This window comes from Bacillus cereus group sp. BcHK124 (assembly GCF_027712065.1).
Taxonomy (GTDB): domain Bacteria; phylum Bacillota; class Bacilli; order Bacillales; family Bacillaceae_G; genus Bacillus_A; species Bacillus_A pacificus.
In genome coordinates, this window is the sequence record NZ_JAQFPJ010000005.1 from 55,354 (window position 1) to 77,898 (window position 22,545).

Genomic DNA, 22,545 nt, shown 5'->3' on the forward strand with positions numbered 1-22,545 from the left:
GATTATATATTATCGAATTAAGTTTACAACTTCATTTAATACTTCATCTGAAATTTTAATTACTTTCGCATTCCCTTGGAAACCGCGTTGGTATAACATTAAGTCAACGAATTCTACAGATAAATCTACGTTTGCACCTTCTTGTGCACTACCACGTACTTTTCCTGCACCATTTTGACCAGATACACCCATTGCTAAAATACCAGTTGTATTCGTCGCTGTATAGTTACCATTACCAGTTTTCATTAAGCCGCCTTCGTTCGGGAACATTGCAACAGCTAATTGACCCGCAGCTTTCATACTTCCATCCGAGTATTTTACCATCACATATCCACCGTCAGCAATAAAGCAATCTTTTACAGTCGCTGCTGCTCTACCATCTACATCTGTTACTGCTAATGTCTTCTCTGTCGGGTGGTTTGTTAATTTACTAAAATCTATTTTTACTGTTCCACCATTAAAGGGAATATTCGCTTCAGGGTTTACCGGATCCGGCTTCCCTACCGCATCGAATTTCACCTCACCACCTGCGCCATTAACCTCGTTAAACGCTGTTTCTTTTTTCGATTCGTTACGCATATATACTTTATATTTATAATTATGTTCACCATCTTGTTTAAACTCCACGCGCATTGTCCATGTATTACCGGCATTATCGTATACAGGCAATTCTTGCGTAATCTGTTTTGCATCTGCTGGAATGTTCCCTCCAACGACTCCTTTTGACGTTCGAATACCACCGATTGCTGATCCCATTGGAACTTGCAATGGTCCTGGGATACCAGATAAATCAACATTACCAGTTGATGGATCTGCTGGATAAGCGAATACATATTGCCCTTCCGTATTCGTAATATAGTAATCTGAAGATATTGTAAATGTTCCTTTACGTGTAAATTCCATATTTCCAGCTTTTGAATCACCTACAACGAAGAAACCATTACCTTCCATTGCCGCTTGTGTTTTACCACCAGTTAACGTAATTGTACCATCGGTATAATCCGTCACCGTTCCGCTCATTTTCACACCGTTACCAATACTTTTCGGGTTCGTCCCTGCGTATCTATCGTCGCCTTTCGCACCAATTGAATTGTTGTACAGTAAATCATCGAACATAGCTTTTTGTTTTTTATAACCAACCGTTTGTGCATTGGCGATATTATTTGAAGTTACACTTAATGCATTTTGTGTTGCATTCATTCCTGTAATACTTGTATATAACGCTTTAATCATAATATATGGACACTCCTTATGAATTTGTAGTTTTTTCTTCTTCCGCTACTTTTTGATCGTCTTTCTTCGCATCTTCTGGATTCGTTTCTCCAATTGGTTTATCAGACACTCTCTCAACGAAACGAAGGGATACAATTTTATTATCAATAACGAGCTGTACATCGTTATTTTCTGCAAGGCGAACTGTCTCTACTTGACCAGTTACTTTTTTACCGTCACCGTCAATACCTCTTACGTACTTCCCTAAAAACTTCATTCCACCATCAAGCGCTGTCGAATACATTGTCGTTCTTAAAGAGTCAACTGCCTTTGTCATATTCTGCACTTGTTCCATAAGAGATAACTGCGCTGTTTGGTTCATCATTTGATTCATATCCATCGCATTAAATGGATCTTGGTGCTGGAAACTCGATAAAAACAATTTCAGAAAATCATCTTTTCCCATTACTCCAGGAGTTTTTTGTTCTCCTGCTGATACTCCATTCATTTGCCCTACTGCCGGTTGTGCACCGTTAACAGGTGCGTTCCTATTCTGCGCTCCTGCTTGCAACGGAATATGATTTGTACTCGTTGTATTTAATCCAACTGTTGGCACGCTTTATTCCTCCAATAATCCCGCAAATTCTTTTGATTCTTGTTTCTCATGTTTCGTACTTGCTAATTGCTGCTTTTGCCTTTGCTCTTGTTCTCGCTGTTCTTTACGATTTTCATCTTTATCTGAATAGCTAATTTGAATATTGATTTCTTTTTCTTTTAACTTCAGTCTCAATTCATCAAAAATGATTTCAACACGTTTCTTTGCATCGTGTTTTTCCATTTCCACATGAACATCAATTTGATCTCCATGTTTTTTCATAAACACTGTTAATGTACCAAGTTTTTCTGGATTTAACTGGAATAACACACGTTCTTGTTTCACTACAAACTTTTGCAAGGCTTCTACTTGTGCTTCCATTTTCTTTCCTAAGTCAGGCAATGAAACTTTCTCAGCGCCACTATTGGATTTTCCTATTTGATCAGTACTCGTCGCTTTATTTAATAACTCCGCACCGGCAGAATTCGAATCGTTGAATACATCACCTTCTGGCAACTCTACCTTGACATCTTCACTCTCAGCTTTCGGAAAATCTACATCTAAGTCTTTGAATTCTTCTTGTTTTCTTGCAATATTACAAGTTTCTGTTTCCACTACTTTCAATACTTCCATCATTTGCTCTGGCATCTTCACTTTGTCTAATGCCATTTGCATTGTATCTTCTAAACATATAGCATTTTTGATATTCATATTAGAAAGAAGTTCTTGTAATTGTTGTAATTCACCTGCAGGTAATTCGTTAAGTTTTATATTTCCATATTCTTTATATAGCTCTTGTATTTTTTGTATGTATTGATATAACAATTCTGGCTGCACACGTAATTGCTCAATTGCAACCATTTGCTCAGATACAGCTAACAATAACTGTTCTGTCTCTTTTTTTTCTTCTTTCTTTACATTAGGCTCTTCTTTCGTTGCCGATTTTTTAGAAAGAATGTTTTCTTTTCTATCCCCTGGTGCATTTTCTTGCTTTGTTTTCTCCGTTTTCGGCTGCTTTTTGTTTTCCATTCTCATCGCACGATCGAATGAAGAATCTTCACTTTTAGATTGTACTTCTAGCCCTTTTTCTTTTTGCGGAGGTAAACTTTGTTGCACCGGTAATACAGACTGTATCACTACATTCACCTCATCCATTCATACACATTTTCAAATCAAGAAGCATTTTTTCTTCCTGCTTTTCTCGTATTTTCGCAAGCTTTCTACAATCTTCTTGATACATCTCATCAATGACACGTTCTTTTTCTTTTACTTGTTCTAAAAGGCTTTCATTTTTTCGAATAAAATCTTCTGTTTTTTTAATTTTCCGATTCCATTCTTCTATTCTTTCAGGTGAAAACGTATGTGACGAAAGCATGCCAGCCATTATACGTTGCCCAGCTTGTACAACTTTACTACGCGATTTTACAACATATAAATCATATTCTTTTTTTTGTTCTATTTTTCTTTTTTCAGCTGTTAATTCATACACTTCTTTCAAAATCTGTTCTTTTTCTTGATTTATTTGCAATTTTATCGTGTCGTACTGCTGCTTATCCACCTGTTTTCATAGCCCCTTCCTATTATAACGTTCTCTTTTTCTATTATATAGTTTTTTTCCAAAAAAATCTGTGAAATATTAAAAAACAAAAAAATAAGACCTCCGAAGCGCAAGGTCTTATACTATATGGTGCATTGCTTCAACAATATCGTTAAATTGGAAACTATCAGATCGACCTTGTTTTAAAAACGTATTTATACCTTCTACTTTATTTTTACATTCAAAAATATAAGCATTTTCTGTATTTTCTTGAATCGTTCCTAATTTGAAATACAATTCATTTTCTTTATAAATAGATAAAATTTTTCGCATTTCATTTGCCAGTTGCCAATGAGTTGGCGACACGATTTCTTCCATAATCCGACTTACTGAGTCTAGCACTGAAATAGCAGGATAATGACTGAGCGTTGCAAGTTCACGTTTTAATACAATATGTCCATCTAAAATACCACGTGCTAAGTCCGGTACAGGACCGTTTAAATCGTCTCCATCAACGAGTACAGTATAAATACCTGTTATAGACCCCTTCTTCGTTTTCCCAGATCGCTCTAACAGCTTCTTCATATAACTTTCCATTAAAAGTGTTTTACCACCAATCGGTAACTCTTTAACTGCAATATCAACACTTCTACGCGCGTCAGCAAAACGAGTGACAGAGTCCATCATAAGTAATACGTTATTGCCTTCGTCTCGGAAGTATTCAGCAATAGATGTTGCAAGCTTAGCTGCACGAAGCTGCATAAGGTGACTTTCATCTGACGTCGCTACGACAACGACGCTTTTCCTCATACCTTCCTCGCCTAATTCTTTTCGAATAAAATCTTTTACTTCTCGGCCACGTTCTCCTACTAAACTAATAACGTTTATATCCGCTTTTGCATTTTTCGCAATCATGCCGAGTAAAGTAGATTTCCCAACGCCAGACCCAGCGAAAATACCAATCTTTTGACCGATACCAATTGTTAGCATAGAATCAATGGATTTAATTCCCGTTTCAAATACGTCAGTAATCTCTTCACGTTCAAACGCATGAATAGGCGGAGCATCTAGTTTTATTTTTTGCAGCGGAATGTTTTCAGCGTTCTCATTTAACACTTCGCCATTTGCACTTAACACTTTTCCGAGTAAATGATTACCACGAGGTATAACAACATCTTCTGCAATTAATGTAACGGAATCTCCGTAACATACTTTTTCTGTCTGTTCAAACGGGAGTAACATATTGTTCTCTTTTTCAATTGCAATTACTTCACATAAGACGCTATGTTCTCCAACGAGACAAACATCACCGATTTTCGCCTTCGGTCCCTTCGCTACGAAAAACTGCTCTTGCACACTATGAACTTTACCGACTTTCGTATAAAACGGTGTTTCAATAAATGTATTCCATTTTTGGTTTTCATTCATTAATAGTCGATTCATACATTTTGCTCCTCAAATAACTTCTCTTCTTCCCATTTCTGGCGAAGTTTCGCAAATATAGGTGCAAACTTAAATTCAAAGAACTCTTTCTCCTCTTCTAGAACAAATTCACCGAACTGTAAGGAGAAATCATATTTCCATTCTACTAATTGTAGCAACCAATATTCTTTCGTATTTTCCTTCTCTTCTTGAATACGTTCAAACGTTTCTGGATGTACGGTAATAACTAGTTTTTCAAACGAAGTAGGTAACGTTTGAACGATGCCAGTTAAAATAGGTAACACATCAAGCAATCTAGTATCTACTGCTTGATTCACAATTTTTTCTGCTAGTTGGAAAGATTGATCCCATAATAATTCTGTCCATTCGTATGCAGTTTCTTGTTGCTCTTTTTGAAACTGCTGACGTGCCGATTCTATTTCTTTCATCTGCTGCTGAACGTGCATTTGAAATTGTTCTTGATCATGTAATAGCTGCTGACGCTCTCGTTCTAATATTTGCTGCTCTTGCCTTAGCTGATTTAGTTCAACATGTAACGATTGTTGCTGCGCAAGAAGTTCTTCATGATCTACTTGAATTTCTTCTACGTGAACTGGTATTGGTTTTGGAAATTGTAATTCATACTTTTCTTCAGAAAAAGAAACAGAATTCTTCGGAATTCTGTTTTTAAATAAGGACATCCTCTTCACCTCTTTGAACGATAATTCTTCCTTCTTTCTCTAGCTTTTTCACCGTACCTGTAATCATTTGCTGTGCTTTCTCAGCATCTGTCATCTTAAGTGGTCCTAAGCCATCTAATTCTTCCAAAATCATCTCTTTACGGTTTGAAGACATACATGTAAATAATTTCTCTTTAATTTCTTCTTTTGCAATTTTAAGCGCTTTTGCAATGACACCGTTATCTGTAATTTCCTCTAACACACGGCGAAGCGCAAGATCTTCAAGACCAAGTAAGTCTTCAAAGACAAACATATTTTCTTTAATTCTCTCAGATAACTCATAATCAACTTCATCCAGCTTTTGAAAGACTGTTTTTTCAACGCCTCGTGAAACGTTATTTAAAATGTTCACAATTGTTTTTAAGCCGTCTGTTTTATTGATTGCACTAAATGCCATATTATTTAATTTTGCTTTTAATAGCTCACCAATTTGATTAATGAGTTCACCGTCAACTTGTTCTAGTTTCGCAATACCCATTACCGTTTCTACTCGCTTATGATCTGGCAATCTCTCAATTAATTGAGAAGCAAGTTGCGGTTTAATGTAAGAAGCGATAATTGCAATTGTTTGTGGTGATTCATCATTCAGCACTGTAAGAAGTGGCTCTAAATCTGTAAGTGAATTTAAGAATTCAAATGGATTATCTTTGTTGTACCAAAGGTCTTCCAATAATTTTTCAAGCTCGTCTTCTGGCATATTTTTAAATATGCGACGAATGTACTCTTTATCTGGAGTGACTAAATTCAATTCTTTTACATTTAGTTCATATAAGAACTCCCCTAGTACATTTTCTAACGTTTCTGGTTTATATACACGAAACTTCGCGATTTCACGAAGCAACACTTCTTTTTCCTCAGCCGTCATATATTCAATGACTTTCGCTGCCACCTCTTCATCTAATGTACGAATGAGGATGGCAGCTTTTTCTTTGGAGGAGATTTCATCTAACATCGTTGTTCCTCCCTTACTGTCCGTTTAACCATTTTTTAATTACTTTTGCAGTACCTTCTACATGTTCTTTCGTAGCATCCTGCACTTGTTCATCTAACGTCGGTTCTTTCGGTTGTTCTGGCTCAGGTTTTGGCTCTGGTACTATTTTCTCTTCAGGAATTTCCATAATACTTTCACTACTTGCAGCAACTTCATCTTCTGCTAAGTATTCTTCATATTCCTCTTCTTCTTTCTTTCTCTTACGTCTTGCTAATAAGAACCATACTAGACCACCAATCGCTAATAGACCAGCTGGAATTCCACCGAATAACCACCAGTTTATACCACTTTCTTCTGGCTCTTTCTTCTTCTCTTCTTTCGGCTGATCAAACTGAACAGTTACAACGTTAACTTGACCATTTGTAAAGTTTCCATTCGGGTCAGCTTGAAGCCCAGCAGCTGTGCCGATTGCTTCTTTGAAAGTTGTCATATCAATTCTTCGTTTTACTAACGTATCATTATCTACCCATACAACAACATTTGTTTTCGTTAACTCTGGGTGTTTCTTAATCGTTTCAACTGTTTTATCTATTTCATAGTTTTCGATTTTGTTACCATTTTTATTATCGTAGACAATTTTGCCATTTTGATTATTGTTCGTACCGTAATTTGGTACTTCGCCGTTCGCTGTAATACCAGCGCCTTGCTTCGTATCTGCACCTTCTTGCGCAGTAGAGCTTTCCTCTTGCTCTTGTTTACTACGAAGTACACCTTTATCACCATATTTTTCAGACTGACGTGTAACTTCATCGTAGTTTACAGATACTTTCGTATTCACTTTATATTCATTTGGTTTAAACATCGTCATTAATGTTGCATCGATATCTTGCTTTAATTTACCTTCAATTTGGTGCTGCATCTCTACTTCTTTCTCATAAGAAGAGGAACTAGTAGCATGTGCTTCATCTGCCCCTTTTGAGATAACACCTTTTTTACTATCAATCACACTTACTTCTTCTGCTTTTACACCAGGAACTGCTGCACTGATCATTTGCTGTATACCCGCAACTTGATCAGCCGTTAATAGTTGACCACGCTTTACACCAACCGTAATTGCAGCTGTTCCTTTTGCTTTTTCTTCATCAAAAATTGTCTCTTTTTCAGGTAATGTAATTTGAACATTTGCCGTTTCAACTGTCGCAAAATTTCTTACAATGTCTTGCTCTAATTGCTTTTTCGTACCGACAATTTGCTTCATTTTTTTATCTTGCTCACTTGAACCGAGCGAGCTTTCTAATAAAATTTCCTCACCGCTTTTTGAGTTAAACGGTAAGCCCATTCCATTCATTTCTTTTCGAACCCATGGAGCATCATTCTTTTGCACACGAATCGAACCATCGGCTGCTAATTGGTAATCGACACCTAGCTTCGATAATTCTGCTGTAATCTCTTGCTTGTCTGCATCATTTAAATTTTGATATACAACAACATATTTATCTGGCAAGGTGAAGTATAAAAGTGCTCCTGTTACAATTGCTAAAAGCGCAGCACCAATGACTAACTTATGCCACGTTTTTAACGATTGGAAAACATTTTTTAACTTTTCCATTTAAACACACCCGTCCATTTTCCTAAATTTGCATATTAATTAGTGACTTATAATTTTCAATAAGATTATCACGTACAAGAGCAGCCGTTTTCATTTGAGACTCAGCCTTCTTTTGCTGAATTAAAACGTCATGTGTTTCTCCTACTCCTTTTGTTAGTAAATCATATACAGCTGTTTGCGCATTGTTTTGTGTTTGATTCATATCTTCCAATAAATCGATAAACTTCTTCCCCTCGACTACAGATGCTTGCGTGTTCTTCGGTGCACCAATTGACTGAATCGCGCCAAATGGCTGTGTATGTAACATTGGTTGGATTTTCATCTTCCCCTATTCCCCCTTTATCCTCGGCCGATTTCTAAATCTTTATCCAGCATTTTTTTATTCGCATTTAATACACTTGTATTTGCTTCGTACATTTTTTGAGCAACCATTACATTCGTCATTTCAGCAGTCACATCAACATTCGGATACCGTACATACCCTTCTTCATTTGCATGCGGATGCGTCGGATCATACACTAAGTTTTCAGTTTTGTCTGCCTCAATACTTTTTATTTTCACCCCGTTAGTCGGTGCACTGTCTAACATATTCGCAAAACTATTATTTGATTCAAGCACTACACTACGGCGCTCATACAAATCTGCCCCCGGAGCTGCCGTTGTATTGGCATTTACAATATTATTTGAAGTAACTTCCATCCATTTTCTCGCTGTTGTTAGCCCTGATCCACTTGCATTAATTGCCTGAAACATCGTTGTCTCTCCTTCTACTATTAACGTCCGCGAGCTGCTTGGTTAATTGCATATTGTGTATTAATTGCGTTAATTGAAATCCCATACAATTGGTTTGTTTTCATTAAATCTAGCATTTCTGTCGTTACATCCACACTATTTCCATCTTTATTCGTTTGCATTGACTTCGTTTGAATCTTCGCATATGTATTTTTCGTATTTACTGTCGGTAAGTGCATTTCATTCGTTTGATATAAATCTGCATTAGTCTTTAAATCCGCAGTATTACTCTTATATAATGCACTACTTTTATTCAGTTGCTCAGCAAATGTAACGTCTTGTGCTTTATAGCCAGGTGTATTCGCATTTGCAATATTACTAGAAACAGTATTTCGTTTCGTCACTAAATAATTCATATAATGGCTTACATCAGTCACTAAATCTGGCATACTCCACACCCTTCCTTTTTAACTTATCATTTTGGCATAATAATCCACTGATGGAAGTTTCACTTCATTATTTAATTTCTTATATGTATTTATTAAAATATTAACTATTATGTACCCTTACATATTTTATTCCATTTTTACATTGTTGTCTTTAGAAAAATACAAAAATATAAAAAAGAATACAAAAAAACTGTATACGCGTAGTAATCTATATAATATTTCAACATATTTACGACTAGCCGCAGATTATTTTCGCATTATTTAGATTACTTCTATTTTTTACAGTCATAAAATGAAACCTCAATCAGCGGAATTCTTTATTTACATGAAGGAATGGATCCCCTTTTAATAAGGGGGATCCGTTTCCACACTTTATAATTAATATTTACCGTAAAATGAATTTGCTTTCATTCGCCCATCATTTGTCATAATCATTTCTTCCAAAATCTTTTGCTTATCTCGAATATGCTGTGCTGCCTTAATAATAAATGGACTTACTTCTGCCGCAACTTGTGCGCGCGTTTCTTCATCCAATGTCATCATCCAGCGATTTAACATCGCGCTCTTCTCAGCAAACTCTTCATCTGACACTTGCAATTCACCGATTTCATTAAAACAACCGACAAATGCTCGATAAATATCATTGTTCATTTTCAAGCGCTCCGCGATAACCATCTATTAAATCTTGTAACACTTTCACAATCGCATCAATATCTTTCGCTTCACGTGTTACTTTCATCGTTTGAATTTGAACACTAATCCAATCATATAAACCATAAAGACTATCATATAAATCTTTCGTAATCTCAGGGTTTAATTGAAGCTTTAATTCTTCAAAAATACGTTCTAACTTCTCAAGAAGCGCATCTCCCTCTTGTAGTTTAAAAGTATGTAAAAGCTCTTCTAAATTACGAAACTCTACAATGCATCTTTCATAAATAAAAATTGTATTTTTAATCGGATTACTCGTCATAATATCATTTTGCATATAACGTTGCCATGCTTGCATACGATCACTTCCTCAACTTTCATTAATCATCACTTTTTTGTTTTGTCATTGCTTTAATTGTTTTTAATTGGCTATCTAGCGCCGCTAATGTACTTTCTAGCTTTTGATACTTCTTCACGATTTCATCTTGTTTTTGCAAGTTTTGTGCTTCAATATCTTTAATCTTTTTATCTAAATCACTTACACGTGAATCGATGTTTTTTACTCGTTCTCCAACTACACCTTTATCACCAAATAATTTATCAAGTGGTTCTTCCATCATTTTTCCTAAGCCGTTAGAACTAAAGAAAAATTGCTTCGCTGCATCCGGCTTCTCTTTTAACGCTTTCGTTAATGCTTCGTCATTAACTTCCATCGTTCCGTCTTGCTTTAATTGAATACCAAATGAGAATAAGTAATTACCATCTTGAGAAAATGTTACGACGCTATTCATCGCTTGGCGTACACTTTGCATAATAGCTTGACCTTGGAAAGCCCCGCCTTTACCAGCAAAGATATCTACTGTAGAAACAGCTTTATTATAATCTGCAACCATTTTTTTAATAACATTTGCTGCATCAGTTACGTTTGAGTCACTTACTGTAAACTTCAGTTCTATCCCTTTTGCTTTCGCCTCTGTTGTCTTTGGATCAACCTCTGTTTTTTCTCCATCAGGATTTTCTACTGGCTTTTCCTCTACTTTTTGCTCAGTTACTTTTAATAATTCAATTTTCACACCAGGCAGGGCTTCAATCGTATTGGTAGAACTATTACCTTTAATACCATTAATCGTATATTCAGCATTTTGCGCTTCATTTATTATATTGCGTGCTGTACCATCCTCATTAGCTAACCCTATATCTTGAAACAATTTAGATGTGTTGTCCTTAAAATTAATTACTCCATCTTCTCCCTCTTTTTTTGAGGTCATGAAAATTTTATTTCCAAGTGTATAAGCTGATACGCCGTAATCTCCATCATTAATTTTATTAATTAAATCTTTATATGTCATATCAGATGTTATTTTTAGTTCTTTACCACCTAGTTTTAATGTTTCATCTCTATTCAACTTTGCATCTATATCGTCAATTTTATCAGAAGCTATTTGATGACGCTGCGCAAGCTGTGTAATCGTCATATTAAAAGTTCCCGGAATAGCTCCACCATCAGCTTTGACATTAATATAACCATCTTGTGATGTTGTTACCTTTTTCTCATTTCCTTTAAAAGCCGCTAAATTTTTAAATGTTTGCGTGAAAGAACTGAATTCTGATTTTAAACTTGTATATAAAAGTTTATCTTGTGAAAGGCTATTCTTTTCATTTGTATACGGCGTTTTTCTCATATCTAACGCATTCATTTCTAATTCAACGAAGTTAGAAGTATCGATCATATTATTTCCGAGGTTCCAAATCTGTTGTCTACCGCCAATACCTGTTATTGTTCCTGCCATATTTCTCACTCCTTATTCATTACATATAGTCTAAAATACTCGTTTTACTCATCGTACTAACCGCTTTAAGCGTCGCTTCATATGTCGCATTAATATACGCCAAGTCAGAAATCGCTACCGCTAAATCAACATCTTCAATTTCTTTACGATTTTCTTGAAGCGCTAAATTTTGCTCGCTTAAAATTGTCTTAAACGTATCTACAGTGTTCATCGTTGCTCCCACTTCTGTTGTACGATTAATAACACTATCCAAGTTTTTCTTATTTTCCGTTAAAATCGGTTGCAACGCCTTTTGATCACCACTTTGCATCGCATCTTTCATCTTTACTAACGTTTGAATAACAGGAGTTAGTAAGTTCTCACCATTACGAAAAGCTTTAATTTCATAACCATCATTTAGCTTCCACATTACATCTTTTTCGCCACCTTGGTATGTCCCATCATCCGCAAATGGAGGTTTCTCTGCACTATCTCCACCAAAAAGATAACGACCTTGCTCTTTCGTATTCGCTAAATATACAACTTGTTTTAAAATTTGATCGATTTCGGCACCGATTGCCTTTAATTCTTTTTCACCATTTGGTCCATTTAACGCTTGTATTGTTAATTGATCCGCTCTCGTTAAAGATTTCACAATACCTGACAATGTATTTTCCGTCTGACTTAACACATTTTTTGAATCCGCTATATCCTTTTGCATTTGTTCAATATTCGCCAACGAATGTTGAATTGCAAATGATTTACTTGCTGCAAGTGGATCTTCACTCATAAGAAGATTTTTCTTCCCTGAAGTTACTTGATTTCGATGATATTGCTGTTGGGCATTCAAATCCATTAACTGGTTCTTTGCCCAGTTTGCATTTTGAAATGTAGATACTCTCATTTCTATCTCCTCCTTTATCTATTGAAAATTGATTGGAAGGTGAAACCGGAACTATTTCCGGCTTTCCTCCATTCTTATTTATCCGGCAACCGCCCTGTATCTCTGGTCTTACACCGATAGGTTCTCTATTAGGCACTGACCGCTTCTACACTCTGCTGGCCCTCTCTTCAAACATAAAAGAAAAGGGTTTTGTTTTTACCTCTCATTATCTAATGATTGAAAACAGACTATCAAACACTTCATTCATTGTAGTAATAGCTTTAGAATTCGCAACGAAGTATTTTTGGAAGGCCATTAGATTAACCATTTCTTCTTCCATATTCACGCCTTCGATACTCATCTTTTCTTGCTGAATACCTTCTAATAAGTCTCCATGAATTTTTTGATAACCGTTCACTTCACTTTTATCAGATGCTACCTTCACTATGAATTGGTCTAATGCTTTTTTATATGAAAGCCCATCTTTATAATCTTCATCTGTAATTCCTGCCAATTTATTTGCAGTTTCAGCAGATATTTTCATTTTCGAAAAATCATTCGCAAATTCTGGATTTAATTTCAACTCTTTCGCATAATCTCCAACGAAGAAGTCTTTTCCCATCACTGTATTTACTTGATTTTTCACTGAACCCATTAACTCTTCAAGATTTTTCTTATAACTAGCAATCTGCCCTTCCGTATCGATTGCAGATTTTATTGCCCCACTAGTTAAAGGAATTTCCGAACCGTAAATTTCAACAGACATAGGTTCTTTCGTTTTATTTAATTGCAATGGATATGTATCTTGTCCATTCACTGTTAAAACGCCATTCATTCTAACACTTGCGATATTAGGATTCATAGATTCATAAGATACTTCTATATTGGCATACTTAGACATTTCTGTAACGATACGGTCACGTTCGTCTAAAAGTTGATTTGGCACTTGTGTACCAGCTTGCCCAATTTTTTGATTCGCTTCTGCTAAACTGTCAGCAAGACGATTAAATTCATTGACATGCGCTTCAATATCTTCTGTCGTCTGCGCTTCTACTGAATCTAAATTTTTCGCAAGTTTATTTACCTGACTTGTAAACTTCCCAGTTTCAGAAATTAGCGTATCATAATAGTTTGATTGATCTGGATTTTTTGCAACTTCTCGAAAAGCATTAAAGAATCCATCCATTAAACTAGATAGTGAGTTTTTGCCTGTCGTTCCTACCATAGACTCTACTCGTGATAAAACCGAGTTCTTATAATTATAGTAAGAGAGCTGAGATAATTGGTCGTTAAACTGTTTCGTCTTCACTTCATCTGTAATACGATCAACACCTAACGTTTGTACACCATAACCAATTCTCTGTTCTGGCGTATGGCCATTGCTCGCTCCAACAGATCCGTAATTCACCATTTGGCGCACATAGCCAGGTGTATGAATATTTGATAAGTTTTGTCTCGTCGTTTGTAATCCCATTTGGGCCGCTAACATACCCGATAACGGGGTATTGTAATCAGATAATCTCATAATGCTTCACTTCCCCTTTACAATAGTTCATTCATAAAGATTTGCGAATTATTGTTTCGTTCTAAGTTATATTCAGAAACTGAATCCACAATACTTTCTGTAGTTTTTAATAGTACGTTTAAGTAATATTGATTTTTCAAAAGAAGCATTTTTACATTTTCTTCTAATCTAATTAAGTTTTTTTGTAATTTTTCCATTTTCTCAATTTCTTCTTGAGAAAAATACGAAAATAACGCACTTACGCGAAATGATTCCACTCCCTGTTCTTTACAAAACTGAACAACCATTTCTTCAAATGATCTCGATAATTGTTTTAAACCTTCAATGTACTGCAATTGCTCTACTTGTAACTTTTGAACTGCATTTACATTTTTATTTTTTAAATTCTCATATATTTGTTCTCCAAGCGTTTGAATGTTTTCATATGCTTTTTGAATAATAACGAGCTTTTCATATAATTGTATATACATATAGCTTCCTTCCCTTTTACAAGACTAAATTTACAATTAAACCGTGGATTTCTCCAATTTGATTTAACATTTCTAAATGTCCTGTTTTTGTATTAATTAAGTTCATAACATCTTCTAACTCATTCAATCCCATTTCCGCCTGTTTTACAACCGTCATTTTCTGTGAATAGCCATAACGCGGATGACGAGACATGATATCTTTATATTGCAATACATTATCAACGTAAAAATTCAAAAATGATTTTACCGTATTTTTGTATTCCATTACGTTATCAAGTGTTAATTCCATTTCGATTTTTTCTTTAATTTCTCCAATATTATCAACAAACGCTTCCATTTGTTCTAACAACTTATCTTTTTTCGGATCTGCATGCAAATTATCCGAAAATGCAAGTCCAGTCCTGACATTTGCTTCTTTCGGCATTTGAGTAGCAGGCGGTATATGCGATAAGATTGGATTATGCGAGATTGAACGCAGCATATATATCACCTATTTATTTTTTTATTTCTTCCAAAAGTTAATCGTAAAATCTAGTTATTTATAATTATACTCTGAACACTAATATTTTGCAGTTATTTTTTATAGAAGATATGTTACAATTTAGCATGAGGTGGCACAATTCTATGAATATTTTTCTTTGTGGTTCAAATCAATTAACAGCATTAGATCAAGAAGAAATCAAAAAATTTTTAACTGACTATGCTCACAAACATAAAATTTACATATTATGTTATAAATCTATTGAAAATGAGGTACTTCGTTTTTTCGTTGAAAACGAAAGACTCGCTCAAAATTTATGCCTTTACACGCTCCAACCGTTACAAGCAGTAACAGATGAATTCCAAGAAATCGTAGATTATTTAAAATCACACGGAGCCGAGTATGTTGCTTTTGATCACCCTTCCGACTCTATTTATCGATCTGATTATATGTTTTTTGTGAAACAAATTATTGAAGATACCGATTTAGTTCTCTGTTTTTATAACGGAGACAAACATACATCTGTCATTCCCGTTGACATTGCAAAAGAAGCTGGGATTGATGCTGTCATTTATGATTTACCAGGTTTACATGAAAAACAAATGAAAAAAAGCTTTGAACAAAAAATTCGTATGATGTAAAGGGGGCGGCACAATATCGTTATTGTGCCCATTGTAAATATGATAATTGAACAAGATTATGATCATTTTATCGCGAGTTTTAAACAACAATTCAATATGGATATCGCTTCGTATAAACAAGATAGGATGCGCCGTAGGATCGATGCTTTTATTTCAAGAAAAGGCTTTGAAAACTACACTACGTTTTTAAGTACTTTACGTGTTGATCAAAACTTATTTTTAAGTTTTATTGACTATATTACAATTAACGTTTCAGAGTTTTTTAGAAATAAAGAACGTTGGCAAACGTTAGAATCGAAAGCACTGCCAAAATTACTCGAACAAAATAACGGAAAATTAAAAGTATGGAGTGCCGCTTGCGCTGCTGGCGAAGAACCATATACACTCTCTTTAATTTTATCGAAACATCTCTCTCCATTTCGCTATGAAATACTAGCAACGGATCTTGATTTTCATATTTTAGAGAGTGCAAAACGTGGTCAATATACGGACCGTTCTTTAAAAGAATTACCTAGCGATTTGAAAGAACGTCATTTCACAAAAGAAGATGATGTATATTCATTACATCAAAATATTAAGCAACACGTCACGTTCAAACAGCATGACCTATTAATGCAATCGTTCGATACAAATTACGATTTAATTGTTTGTCGTAATGTAATGATCTATTTCACTGAAGAAGCAAGAGTCAAGCTGTATGAAAAGTTTAGCCGTTCTTTACGAAAAGGCGGTGTGCTATTTGTCGGTAGCACAGAACAAATTTTAACACCTGAACGATTCAATCTTCAGCGTTTTGATACATTCTTTTATGAAAAAATATAGAAAAAAGCAGGATTATTGCACCCTGCTTTTTTTGTATTTATTTACTAAAATCATAACAAAGAATTGCGTGATTCCGTTCGTTTCTTATATAACTCGAATTAAAATAATACAAGCAACCCATATAACGAGAAAAAGAAACGTCATTGACCATTTATGTTCTTGCATCGTTTGTTTCAACGCCTGTGATAATTGTGTCATATTCATTTCTGCAAGTGCTCTCCATACACTTGCATCCCGCTCTTTAGCTGTGCGATCCGTGACGCTAATTAAAATGGTTTCGTTAGACAATTTCGTGATATACGCAGTAATAACCGTTACCATTAAATTTATATTTCCTTCTGATGAATCACTCTCCACGCTAGAGAGGAGTGCACTTACATCTAATAACGGAATGTGTACCTTTCTACCAAATGATAGTTGTACTTCAGCGAAATCATACGTTCCATCTAACAAAGGAAGTTCTTTTATATGCGCCTGCTTAACAAGTCCTTGCAGGCTTCTCATGACTTGTTCAAATATTTTATCTGTTTGCTTTCCTTCTCCAGATAATGTATGTAACTTTTTAAAGAGTTGTAATACTGTATCCATCTCTTTAGAAAGCATTTCCTTCATAACCTTTCCATCACCTAAACTCGCAAGTAAAATCCCGATTTCATTATTTTTCGAAATAATCTTAGACTGTCCAGTAAACACTAGATTACTATACTTTCGTTCTTTCTGGATTTCATGTTCCGAAATAGCTGCAGGCTGTTTTAATGGTTGTAGCGTCTTATTTTCAATTGTCGTACGTTTAATTTCCATTTAAGCGCCTCCACTATGATGAAATAATTAGCCCCATTCTTTATTACTCTTTAACACTAAAAATAGTACGAATAAACCTGACATAATAGCAAATACATTAGAAGCTTGTATTCCATGGTCACTTTTAGTTTCTTTCTTATCTTCTGGCTCTTCTTTTTTTTCTTTCTTTTTCGAAATGACTTGATTGTTATTATCTTTATCTTTTTGAGCCTTCGTATTATTTACTTCCTTGTTGTCTGTGAGAGGCTCTTTTATAACATAAGTAATTTTTTCTTTCTCTTTCAATGGTTCTTTTATAAGGTCGTTTACTTTCGCTTCTTTTTTCGGAATTTGAACAACTGGCTGTTTTTCTTCCTGCAGCGGGATTTCTACTTTCGTGTCTTCCTGCTTCTCAGTTTCTTTCTTATCTTCTATTTTATTTTCTAATTTATCTTCTTTCTCTCGTTCTTCTGTCTTTTTATCCTCTTCTGTTTTTTGTTCCAAAACAGAAACGACATACTCACTTTCTTCAACGAGTTTATTTCCAGCCGCATCTACTACCTCTACAAGTAGCTCGTATGTCCCATTTGGCAATGCATCCGTTATTTCAAATACTTTTTGCCATTCCATGTCGCGCTTATTGTAATCTAATAAAAATGTAATCTCTTTATTTTCTTTTCCTTTTAATGTAACACGAACTTCTTTCACAACCGATTCCACGTCTGCCGCCTTCACTCTTACACGTATAGAATCGCCTCGTTTTCGTTCGATTACATTCTCCGTCGCCTCGTCAATAGTGACTTTATGCAACTTCGGCATCTCTTTATCTATTGTTGGTGTTTCATTATTTATACGAATAAGAGGAACTTTCACTTCATTTTCTATAAGCTCTTCTTTCTCATTTTCTTTAAAACTTTGAATAAGCTGAAGGTTCCAATCACCTTGCAAATCAAAAATCCCGACCTTATAGTTAGCAATCCATCGCTTCGTCTCTTCTTCATAGTCAAAAGGTATCATTCTTTCTTGCTCATACAGATTACTGTTTTTTTGCAAACGCAACATACCTTTTATACTTTGAATATTTTTCTCTTTTGGCTCTATAATAATCCGTACTTCTTCGCCAATCTTTAATTCTCGCTTATTTATTGTAATAATCCCTTGATCCGTCTCTATCTTTTTTTCGGTTTCTTGCTCATTCTTTACTTCTTGTTGTTCCTCTTTATCTTGCTTCATTTCCACCTGTTCTGGCTGTTCTTGAACTTCCTTATTCTCTTCTTGTACATTCACTTCATTTATATTTTGTTCTGGCACATTTTGCTCTTCCGCCTGACTTTGCAGCGGGAAGAGCAAGCACACATGTATGCATAGCCAGCAAATTAGAAAAAACTTTACGCTTTTCATCTACTATTTCAACGCCTTATAGTGATTTCGTCACTTTTACTCCGAAAAATCCATCTACATTTACAAGTTCACCATACGCCACCAATACATCATTTACATAAATTCGAATTGGTTCATCAATATCTTCATCTAATACAACGGCTTCATTTTCTTGTAAACTTAATATATCTTGAATCGTTTTCACTGTACTTCCAAATACAAATTTCACATTCATTTCTACATTTTGTAGAATAGATGTATCCATATACACTGGCTCAATTTGTTTCACTTCTTTAAATTCAATAGGTTGTACAACAGGTTCTACAACCTCTTCTTCCATTTCTTCCTCTGCAATCTCTTCTTCTGCTTCCACCATTGGATATAGCAGTCGTCTTACCATTTCTTTCGCTTCTGAAATCGGTAAAATTTGATACATTTTCGATTGAAGCAAGTCGCCAATTTCAAGGTTGAACGTAATTTGAACGAGTTCATCCACTTCCATTGACTCTCCCAAATATTCCATTTCTTCTTTTAACGTGACAAATTTAACGTCTGGCGGCGTCATGTCCATCTTCTCTTTAAACATTTCTGACATCGCTGTTGCCGCATGCCCCATCATTTGGTTCATGATTTCTTTAATACCGCTCAGCTCTAATTCACTAAGCTCTTTCTCTGGATCAATCTCCCCTGTTCCCATCATCATTAAATCTACCATTGTCAAAGCAACATCTTTCGTAAATACGAATACGTTCTCATTCTTTAAACCTTCAACAAAATCGACATTTAAAATCACAAAGGGAACCGGTACACCGTCATAATGACGCACATTAATCGCTTCTACATTGGGTGTACTAATCGTAACCGGCTGATTTAAAAGCGTTGATAATACCGTTGAAGCTGAACCGATGGAAATGTTGGCAATTTCCCCAAGTACATCTTTCTCTTCTTGCGTTAACTGTTCTTTTTTAACTTGTTCTTCTACAATTTCAGCTTCCGCTACTTCTGCTGGCTCGTCTTGCTCTTCTACGCCACCAGATAATTGTAGTAATTTATTTATCATTTGTTTCGCATGTTCAACTGAAACAATTTGTACGAGTTTAGAGTTTACAAGATTATCTATTTTAAGGTCAAACGACACTTTCACAATCGTGTTATTTCCTGTTATTCCAGAGATTTTCTCCATCTCTTCTAATAACTTTACAACTTTAATTGTCGGCGGTGACATGTCTACTGTATCTTGGAAGAATTCCGACATAGACGTCGCTGCGAATCCCATCATCTGGTTCATCGCTTCTTGTACAGCACTGAGCTCTAATTCGCCAAGTTCTTTTCCCTCTTCCACTTCACCTGTCCCCATCATCATTAAATCAGCAATAGATAAAGCAACATCTTGCTGAAGGACAAGTAGATTTTCCATATCTAATCCTTTTGTAAAATAAATATTTAATACAACATGAGGAACCTCAACATCACTTGTATCGTATAAATCCACTAACTCTACATGAGGAGCAGTTATACTTACTTGCCTATTTAAAATCGTTGATAATACTGTCGAAGCAGAGCCAAATGATATATTTGCAATTTCGCCAAGAATATCACATTCTTGAGGCGTTAAAAGCTCCTTTTCTTTTTCTAGCACAATTGTGCTCGTATCCCCTTTTGTGTGTTGCTCAGGCATTTTCCCTGCCTCCTCATTTTTGTTTTTCTATTCAATGAATACACTCATTACATTTTAACAAACTTATTACGTAAATCGTGAACATGTATTTATTTCCTGCTATATATATTAATTTTTTATATTAGTATGTAGTTAACCAAAAAGCTCCCCAATTGTATACAAGTGGGGAGCTTTCCTTCATTCCTATTATAAACCTTCTGGGTTTAAAATGAGGACCACTCGTCCATCGCCGAGAATCGTCGCGCCAGAGAAATAGTTCGAACTCTCTGCAAAGAAATCACCTAATGACTTTAAGACTATTTCTCTTTGGCCGATAATTGTGTTTACAATAAGTCCATAGCTACGATGTGTATTACGAACAATTAACACAGGAACCATTTGACTTTCATATGATTCAAATGCCTCATCTACTGTTTTTTCACCAAATACAGTACTTAAATGCTTCACTTCAATAATTTGATCACGATAGTTTAACACATCTTTTCCTTGTATGGATTGGATGTCTTCTCTCTTAATTCGAATTGCTTCAACAATATTACCAAGAGGTAAAGCATAACGTTTATCATTCGTTTGAACAAGCATAGATTGAATAATGGACAACGTTAATGGAAGTTCAATTCTAAATGTACTTCCCTTTCCTTCTTCTGAATCAATAATTAAATGTCCACCTAAACTATGGATTGTATGTTTTACAACATCTAATCCAACCCCGCGCCCCGAAAGATCCGATACTACTTCTGCTGTACTAAATCCTGGTTGGAAAATGAGATCAAACACTTCACGATCCGTTAATTTATTTGCCTCAGATTCTGTTACAACACCATTTTTAATCGCTTTTTCTAATACTTTCCCTTTATGAATTCCATTTCCATCATCCGTAATTTGAATTACGACATGATTTCCACTATGGAACGCTTCTAATTTAATTGTACCCGTCTCATTTTTCCCTGCATCACGACGTTTTTCAACAGTCTCAATACCATGATCAATTGCATTACGAATTAAATGAACGAGTGGATCACCGATTTCATCAATAACAATTTTATCAACTTCTGTATCTTCACCCGTAATTTGTAAATCGATTTTCTTCCCTAAATCTTTCGCTAACATACGCACCATACGCGGGAAACGATTAAAGACTGTTTCAATCGGCACCATACGCATGTTTAGAAGTACATTTTGAATATCTTTTGAAATATCGCCTAATCGATTTAAATGCTCAATTAATTCTTTGTTTTGAATTGCTTGTGCCAATTCATCTATGCGACCACGCTCAATTACACTCTCTTCAAACATATTCATTAATCGTTCAATTTTCTCTAGCTGCACACGAATGGAACGATTCTCACCTTTAGCATTTTTCGTTTTTGCAGTGCTTTTAGTTGGCGTAGTACTTGCAGGTTGCTTCGCTGTCTCAATAGGTGCTTCCACCTGCGCAACTACAGACGGCTGTATCATTTCTTCTACTCGCGTAGTTTCTTGCGTAGCAACCATCGAATCTACTTCCTGTAATAATTCTCCTTGTTTCACTACTACTTTCTCAATTTCAGAAACATGAAGCACTACCTGTTTCAATTCTTCTTCACTACGATCCGTATTCATAAATACTGTAAACTCAAACCCGAAAGCATCCGCTTCGATTTCTTCAATACTAGGAACCGTTTTTTGTATATCGCCTATATTTTGCAGTGCTTCAATACACATAATGGCACGTACTGCTTTTAAAATAGCTTGCTGTTCAACGGTTATATGCACTTCATGCGAAACTGCATCATCATTGTTTATAGACTCTTGCTCTACATGTTCCATAGAAGTTTCTACATTTCCGTTCAATAACGCTTCTAATTTTTGCTTCGTTGCGACTACATCAATATTACCCATTCCGCCTTGCTGCACATCTGCAACCATTTTCTCTAAATTATCAATGCATTCAAAAATCACATCAATAATATCCGCATGTACTACTATATTCCCATGACGAATTTCATCTAAAACGTTTTCCATTTTATGCGTTAAATCCGCCATTTCCGTAAATTCCATACTCGCAGACATACCTTTAAATGTATGGGCTGAGCGGAATATTTCTCCCACAACATCCATATCAGTGGGATTTTGTTCTAAAGTTAGCACATTTTCATTTAGCGACTGTAAATGTTCTTCCGATTCTTCAAAAAATATATTTAATAGATCTGTTTGCATTTTCATCCCCTACCTGTCTAACAAACATTTCATTTATGT

At 35.3% G+C, this 22,545-nt stretch carries 24 protein-coding genes; 2 read left to right on the forward strand and 22 right to left on the reverse strand.

The window, feature by feature from the left end; translation table 11 throughout:
- Window positions 1-9: 9 nt before the first annotated feature.
- The 18 genes from PDK19_RS10150 to PDK19_RS10235 form a co-directional block, all read right to left on the reverse strand.
- Window positions 10-1,233 (reverse strand): flagellar hook protein FlgE, encoded by a 1,224-nt coding sequence (locus PDK19_RS10150; protein WP_000588316.1) that lies wholly within the window; start codon window positions 1,231-1,233, stop codon window positions 10-12.
- A gap of 16 nt (window positions 1,234-1,249) precedes the next feature.
- Window positions 1,250-1,828, reverse strand: coding sequence for a flagellar hook assembly protein FlgD (locus tag PDK19_RS10155; RefSeq protein ID WP_001143467.1), 579 nt, complete (start codon window positions 1,826-1,828; stop codon window positions 1,250-1,252).
- 3 nt (window positions 1,829-1,831) lie between these two features.
- Window positions 1,832-2,962 (reverse strand): flagellar hook-length control protein FliK, encoded by a 1,131-nt coding sequence (locus PDK19_RS10160; protein WP_053090660.1) that lies wholly within the window; start codon window positions 2,960-2,962, stop codon window positions 1,832-1,834.
- Window positions 2,955-3,365, reverse strand: a complete 411-nt coding sequence (locus PDK19_RS10165; protein WP_000360867.1) for a hypothetical protein — start codon at window positions 3,363-3,365, stop codon at window positions 2,955-2,957. Before PDK19_RS10165 ends, PDK19_RS10160 begins: the two co-directional genes overlap by 8 nt.
- Window positions 3,366-3,482: 117 nt before the next feature.
- Entirely contained in the window at window positions 3,483-4,787 is a 1,305-nt protein-coding gene (locus tag PDK19_RS10170; protein WP_049112020.1) for a flagellar protein export ATPase FliI, read from the reverse strand.
- Complete coding sequence (locus tag PDK19_RS10175) at window positions 4,784-5,467, reverse strand: FliH/SctL family protein (RefSeq protein WP_049112022.1); 684 nt, start codon at window positions 5,465-5,467, stop codon at window positions 4,784-4,786. Before PDK19_RS10175 ends, PDK19_RS10170 begins: the two co-directional genes overlap by 4 nt.
- On the reverse strand, window positions 5,454-6,458 hold the full coding sequence (gene fliG, locus PDK19_RS10180) for a flagellar motor switch protein FliG (RefSeq protein WP_000883351.1): 1,005 nt from the start codon (window positions 6,456-6,458) through the stop codon (window positions 5,454-5,456). Before fliG ends, PDK19_RS10175 begins: the two co-directional genes overlap by 14 nt.
- Window positions 6,459-6,471: 13 nt before the next feature.
- Window positions 6,472-8,046: a flagellar basal-body MS-ring/collar protein FliF gene (gene fliF / locus PDK19_RS10185; protein ID WP_000413179.1), complete on the reverse strand. Its 1,575-nt coding sequence runs from the start codon at window positions 8,044-8,046 to the stop codon at window positions 6,472-6,474.
- Window positions 8,047-8,068: 22 nt separating this feature from the next.
- Entirely contained in the window at window positions 8,069-8,368 is a 300-nt protein-coding gene (gene fliE / locus PDK19_RS10190; protein WP_000701665.1) for a flagellar hook-basal body complex protein FliE, read from the reverse strand.
- 17 nt (window positions 8,369-8,385) lie between these two features.
- A complete protein-coding gene (gene flgC / locus PDK19_RS10195) occupies window positions 8,386-8,799 on the reverse strand; it encodes a flagellar basal body rod protein FlgC (protein WP_000484677.1) in 414 nt (137 codons plus the stop codon).
- A 20-nt stretch (window positions 8,800-8,819) separates the two neighbouring features.
- On the reverse strand, window positions 8,820-9,227 hold the full coding sequence (gene flgB / locus PDK19_RS10200; RefSeq protein ID WP_001113118.1) for a flagellar basal body rod protein FlgB: 408 nt from the start codon (window positions 9,225-9,227) through the stop codon (window positions 8,820-8,822).
- 378 nt (window positions 9,228-9,605) lie between these two features.
- Window positions 9,606-9,878 (reverse strand): hypothetical protein, encoded by a 273-nt coding sequence (locus tag PDK19_RS10205; RefSeq protein WP_001058066.1) that lies wholly within the window; start codon window positions 9,876-9,878, stop codon window positions 9,606-9,608.
- Window positions 9,868-10,236 (reverse strand): flagellar export chaperone FliS, encoded by a 369-nt coding sequence (locus PDK19_RS10210; protein WP_001149522.1) that lies wholly within the window; start codon window positions 10,234-10,236, stop codon window positions 9,868-9,870. Before PDK19_RS10210 ends, PDK19_RS10205 begins: the two co-directional genes overlap by 11 nt.
- Before the next feature lie 22 nt (window positions 10,237-10,258).
- Window positions 10,259-11,668, reverse strand: a complete 1,410-nt coding sequence (locus PDK19_RS10215; protein WP_029440755.1) for a flagellar hook-associated protein 2 — start codon at window positions 11,666-11,668, stop codon at window positions 10,259-10,261.
- Between the two features lie 19 nt (window positions 11,669-11,687).
- Window positions 11,688-12,551, reverse strand: a complete 864-nt coding sequence (locus PDK19_RS10220; RefSeq protein WP_001266390.1) for a flagellar hook-associated protein 3 — start codon at window positions 12,549-12,551, stop codon at window positions 11,688-11,690.
- Window positions 12,552-12,756: 205 nt separating this feature from the next.
- A complete protein-coding gene (gene flgK / locus PDK19_RS10225) occupies window positions 12,757-14,055 on the reverse strand; it encodes a flagellar hook-associated protein FlgK (RefSeq protein ID WP_270707050.1) in 1,299 nt (432 codons plus the stop codon).
- 17 nt (window positions 14,056-14,072) lie between these two features.
- Window positions 14,073-14,525, reverse strand: coding sequence for a hypothetical protein (locus PDK19_RS10230; RefSeq protein WP_000275908.1), 453 nt, complete (start codon window positions 14,523-14,525; stop codon window positions 14,073-14,075).
- A 16-nt stretch (window positions 14,526-14,541) separates the two neighbouring features.
- Entirely contained in the window at window positions 14,542-15,006 is a 465-nt protein-coding gene (locus tag PDK19_RS10235; protein ID WP_270707051.1) for a YaaR family protein, read from the reverse strand.
- 143 nt (window positions 15,007-15,149) lie between these two features.
- Here PDK19_RS10235 and PDK19_RS10240 point away from each other — a divergent pair, with 143 nt between their 5' ends.
- Together PDK19_RS10240 and PDK19_RS10245 are read left to right on the forward strand one after the other, a co-directional pair.
- The gene (locus PDK19_RS10240) at window positions 15,150-15,647 is read left to right on the forward strand and encodes a flagellar motor switch protein FliG (RefSeq protein ID WP_001020115.1); all 498 of its coding nucleotides are present in this window, start codon (window positions 15,150-15,152) and stop codon (window positions 15,645-15,647) included.
- Window positions 15,648-15,686: 39 nt separating this feature from the next.
- Complete coding sequence (locus tag PDK19_RS10245) at window positions 15,687-16,469, forward strand: CheR family methyltransferase (RefSeq protein ID WP_000582894.1); 783 nt, start codon at window positions 15,687-15,689, stop codon at window positions 16,467-16,469.
- Window positions 16,470-16,553: 84 nt separating this feature from the next.
- On the opposite strand, the gene PDK19_RS10250 is transcribed toward PDK19_RS10245, so the two are convergent.
- The 4 genes from PDK19_RS10250 to PDK19_RS10265 form a co-directional block, all read right to left on the reverse strand.
- On the reverse strand, window positions 16,554-17,270 hold the full coding sequence (locus tag PDK19_RS10250; RefSeq protein WP_074615172.1) for a hypothetical protein: 717 nt from the start codon (window positions 17,268-17,270) through the stop codon (window positions 16,554-16,556).
- A 27-nt stretch (window positions 17,271-17,297) separates the two neighbouring features.
- Window positions 17,298-18,650, reverse strand: a complete 1,353-nt coding sequence (locus PDK19_RS10255) for a hypothetical protein (RefSeq protein WP_049113216.1) — start codon at window positions 18,648-18,650, stop codon at window positions 17,298-17,300.
- Between the two features lie 16 nt (window positions 18,651-18,666).
- A complete protein-coding gene (locus PDK19_RS10260) occupies window positions 18,667-20,307 on the reverse strand; it encodes a flagellar motor switch protein (RefSeq protein WP_049113214.1) in 1,641 nt (546 codons plus the stop codon).
- A 186-nt stretch (window positions 20,308-20,493) separates the two neighbouring features.
- Window positions 20,494-22,506 (reverse strand): chemotaxis protein CheA, encoded by a 2,013-nt coding sequence (locus tag PDK19_RS10265; protein WP_049113212.1) that lies wholly within the window; start codon window positions 22,504-22,506, stop codon window positions 20,494-20,496.
- Window positions 22,507-22,545: the final 39 nt, after the last annotated feature.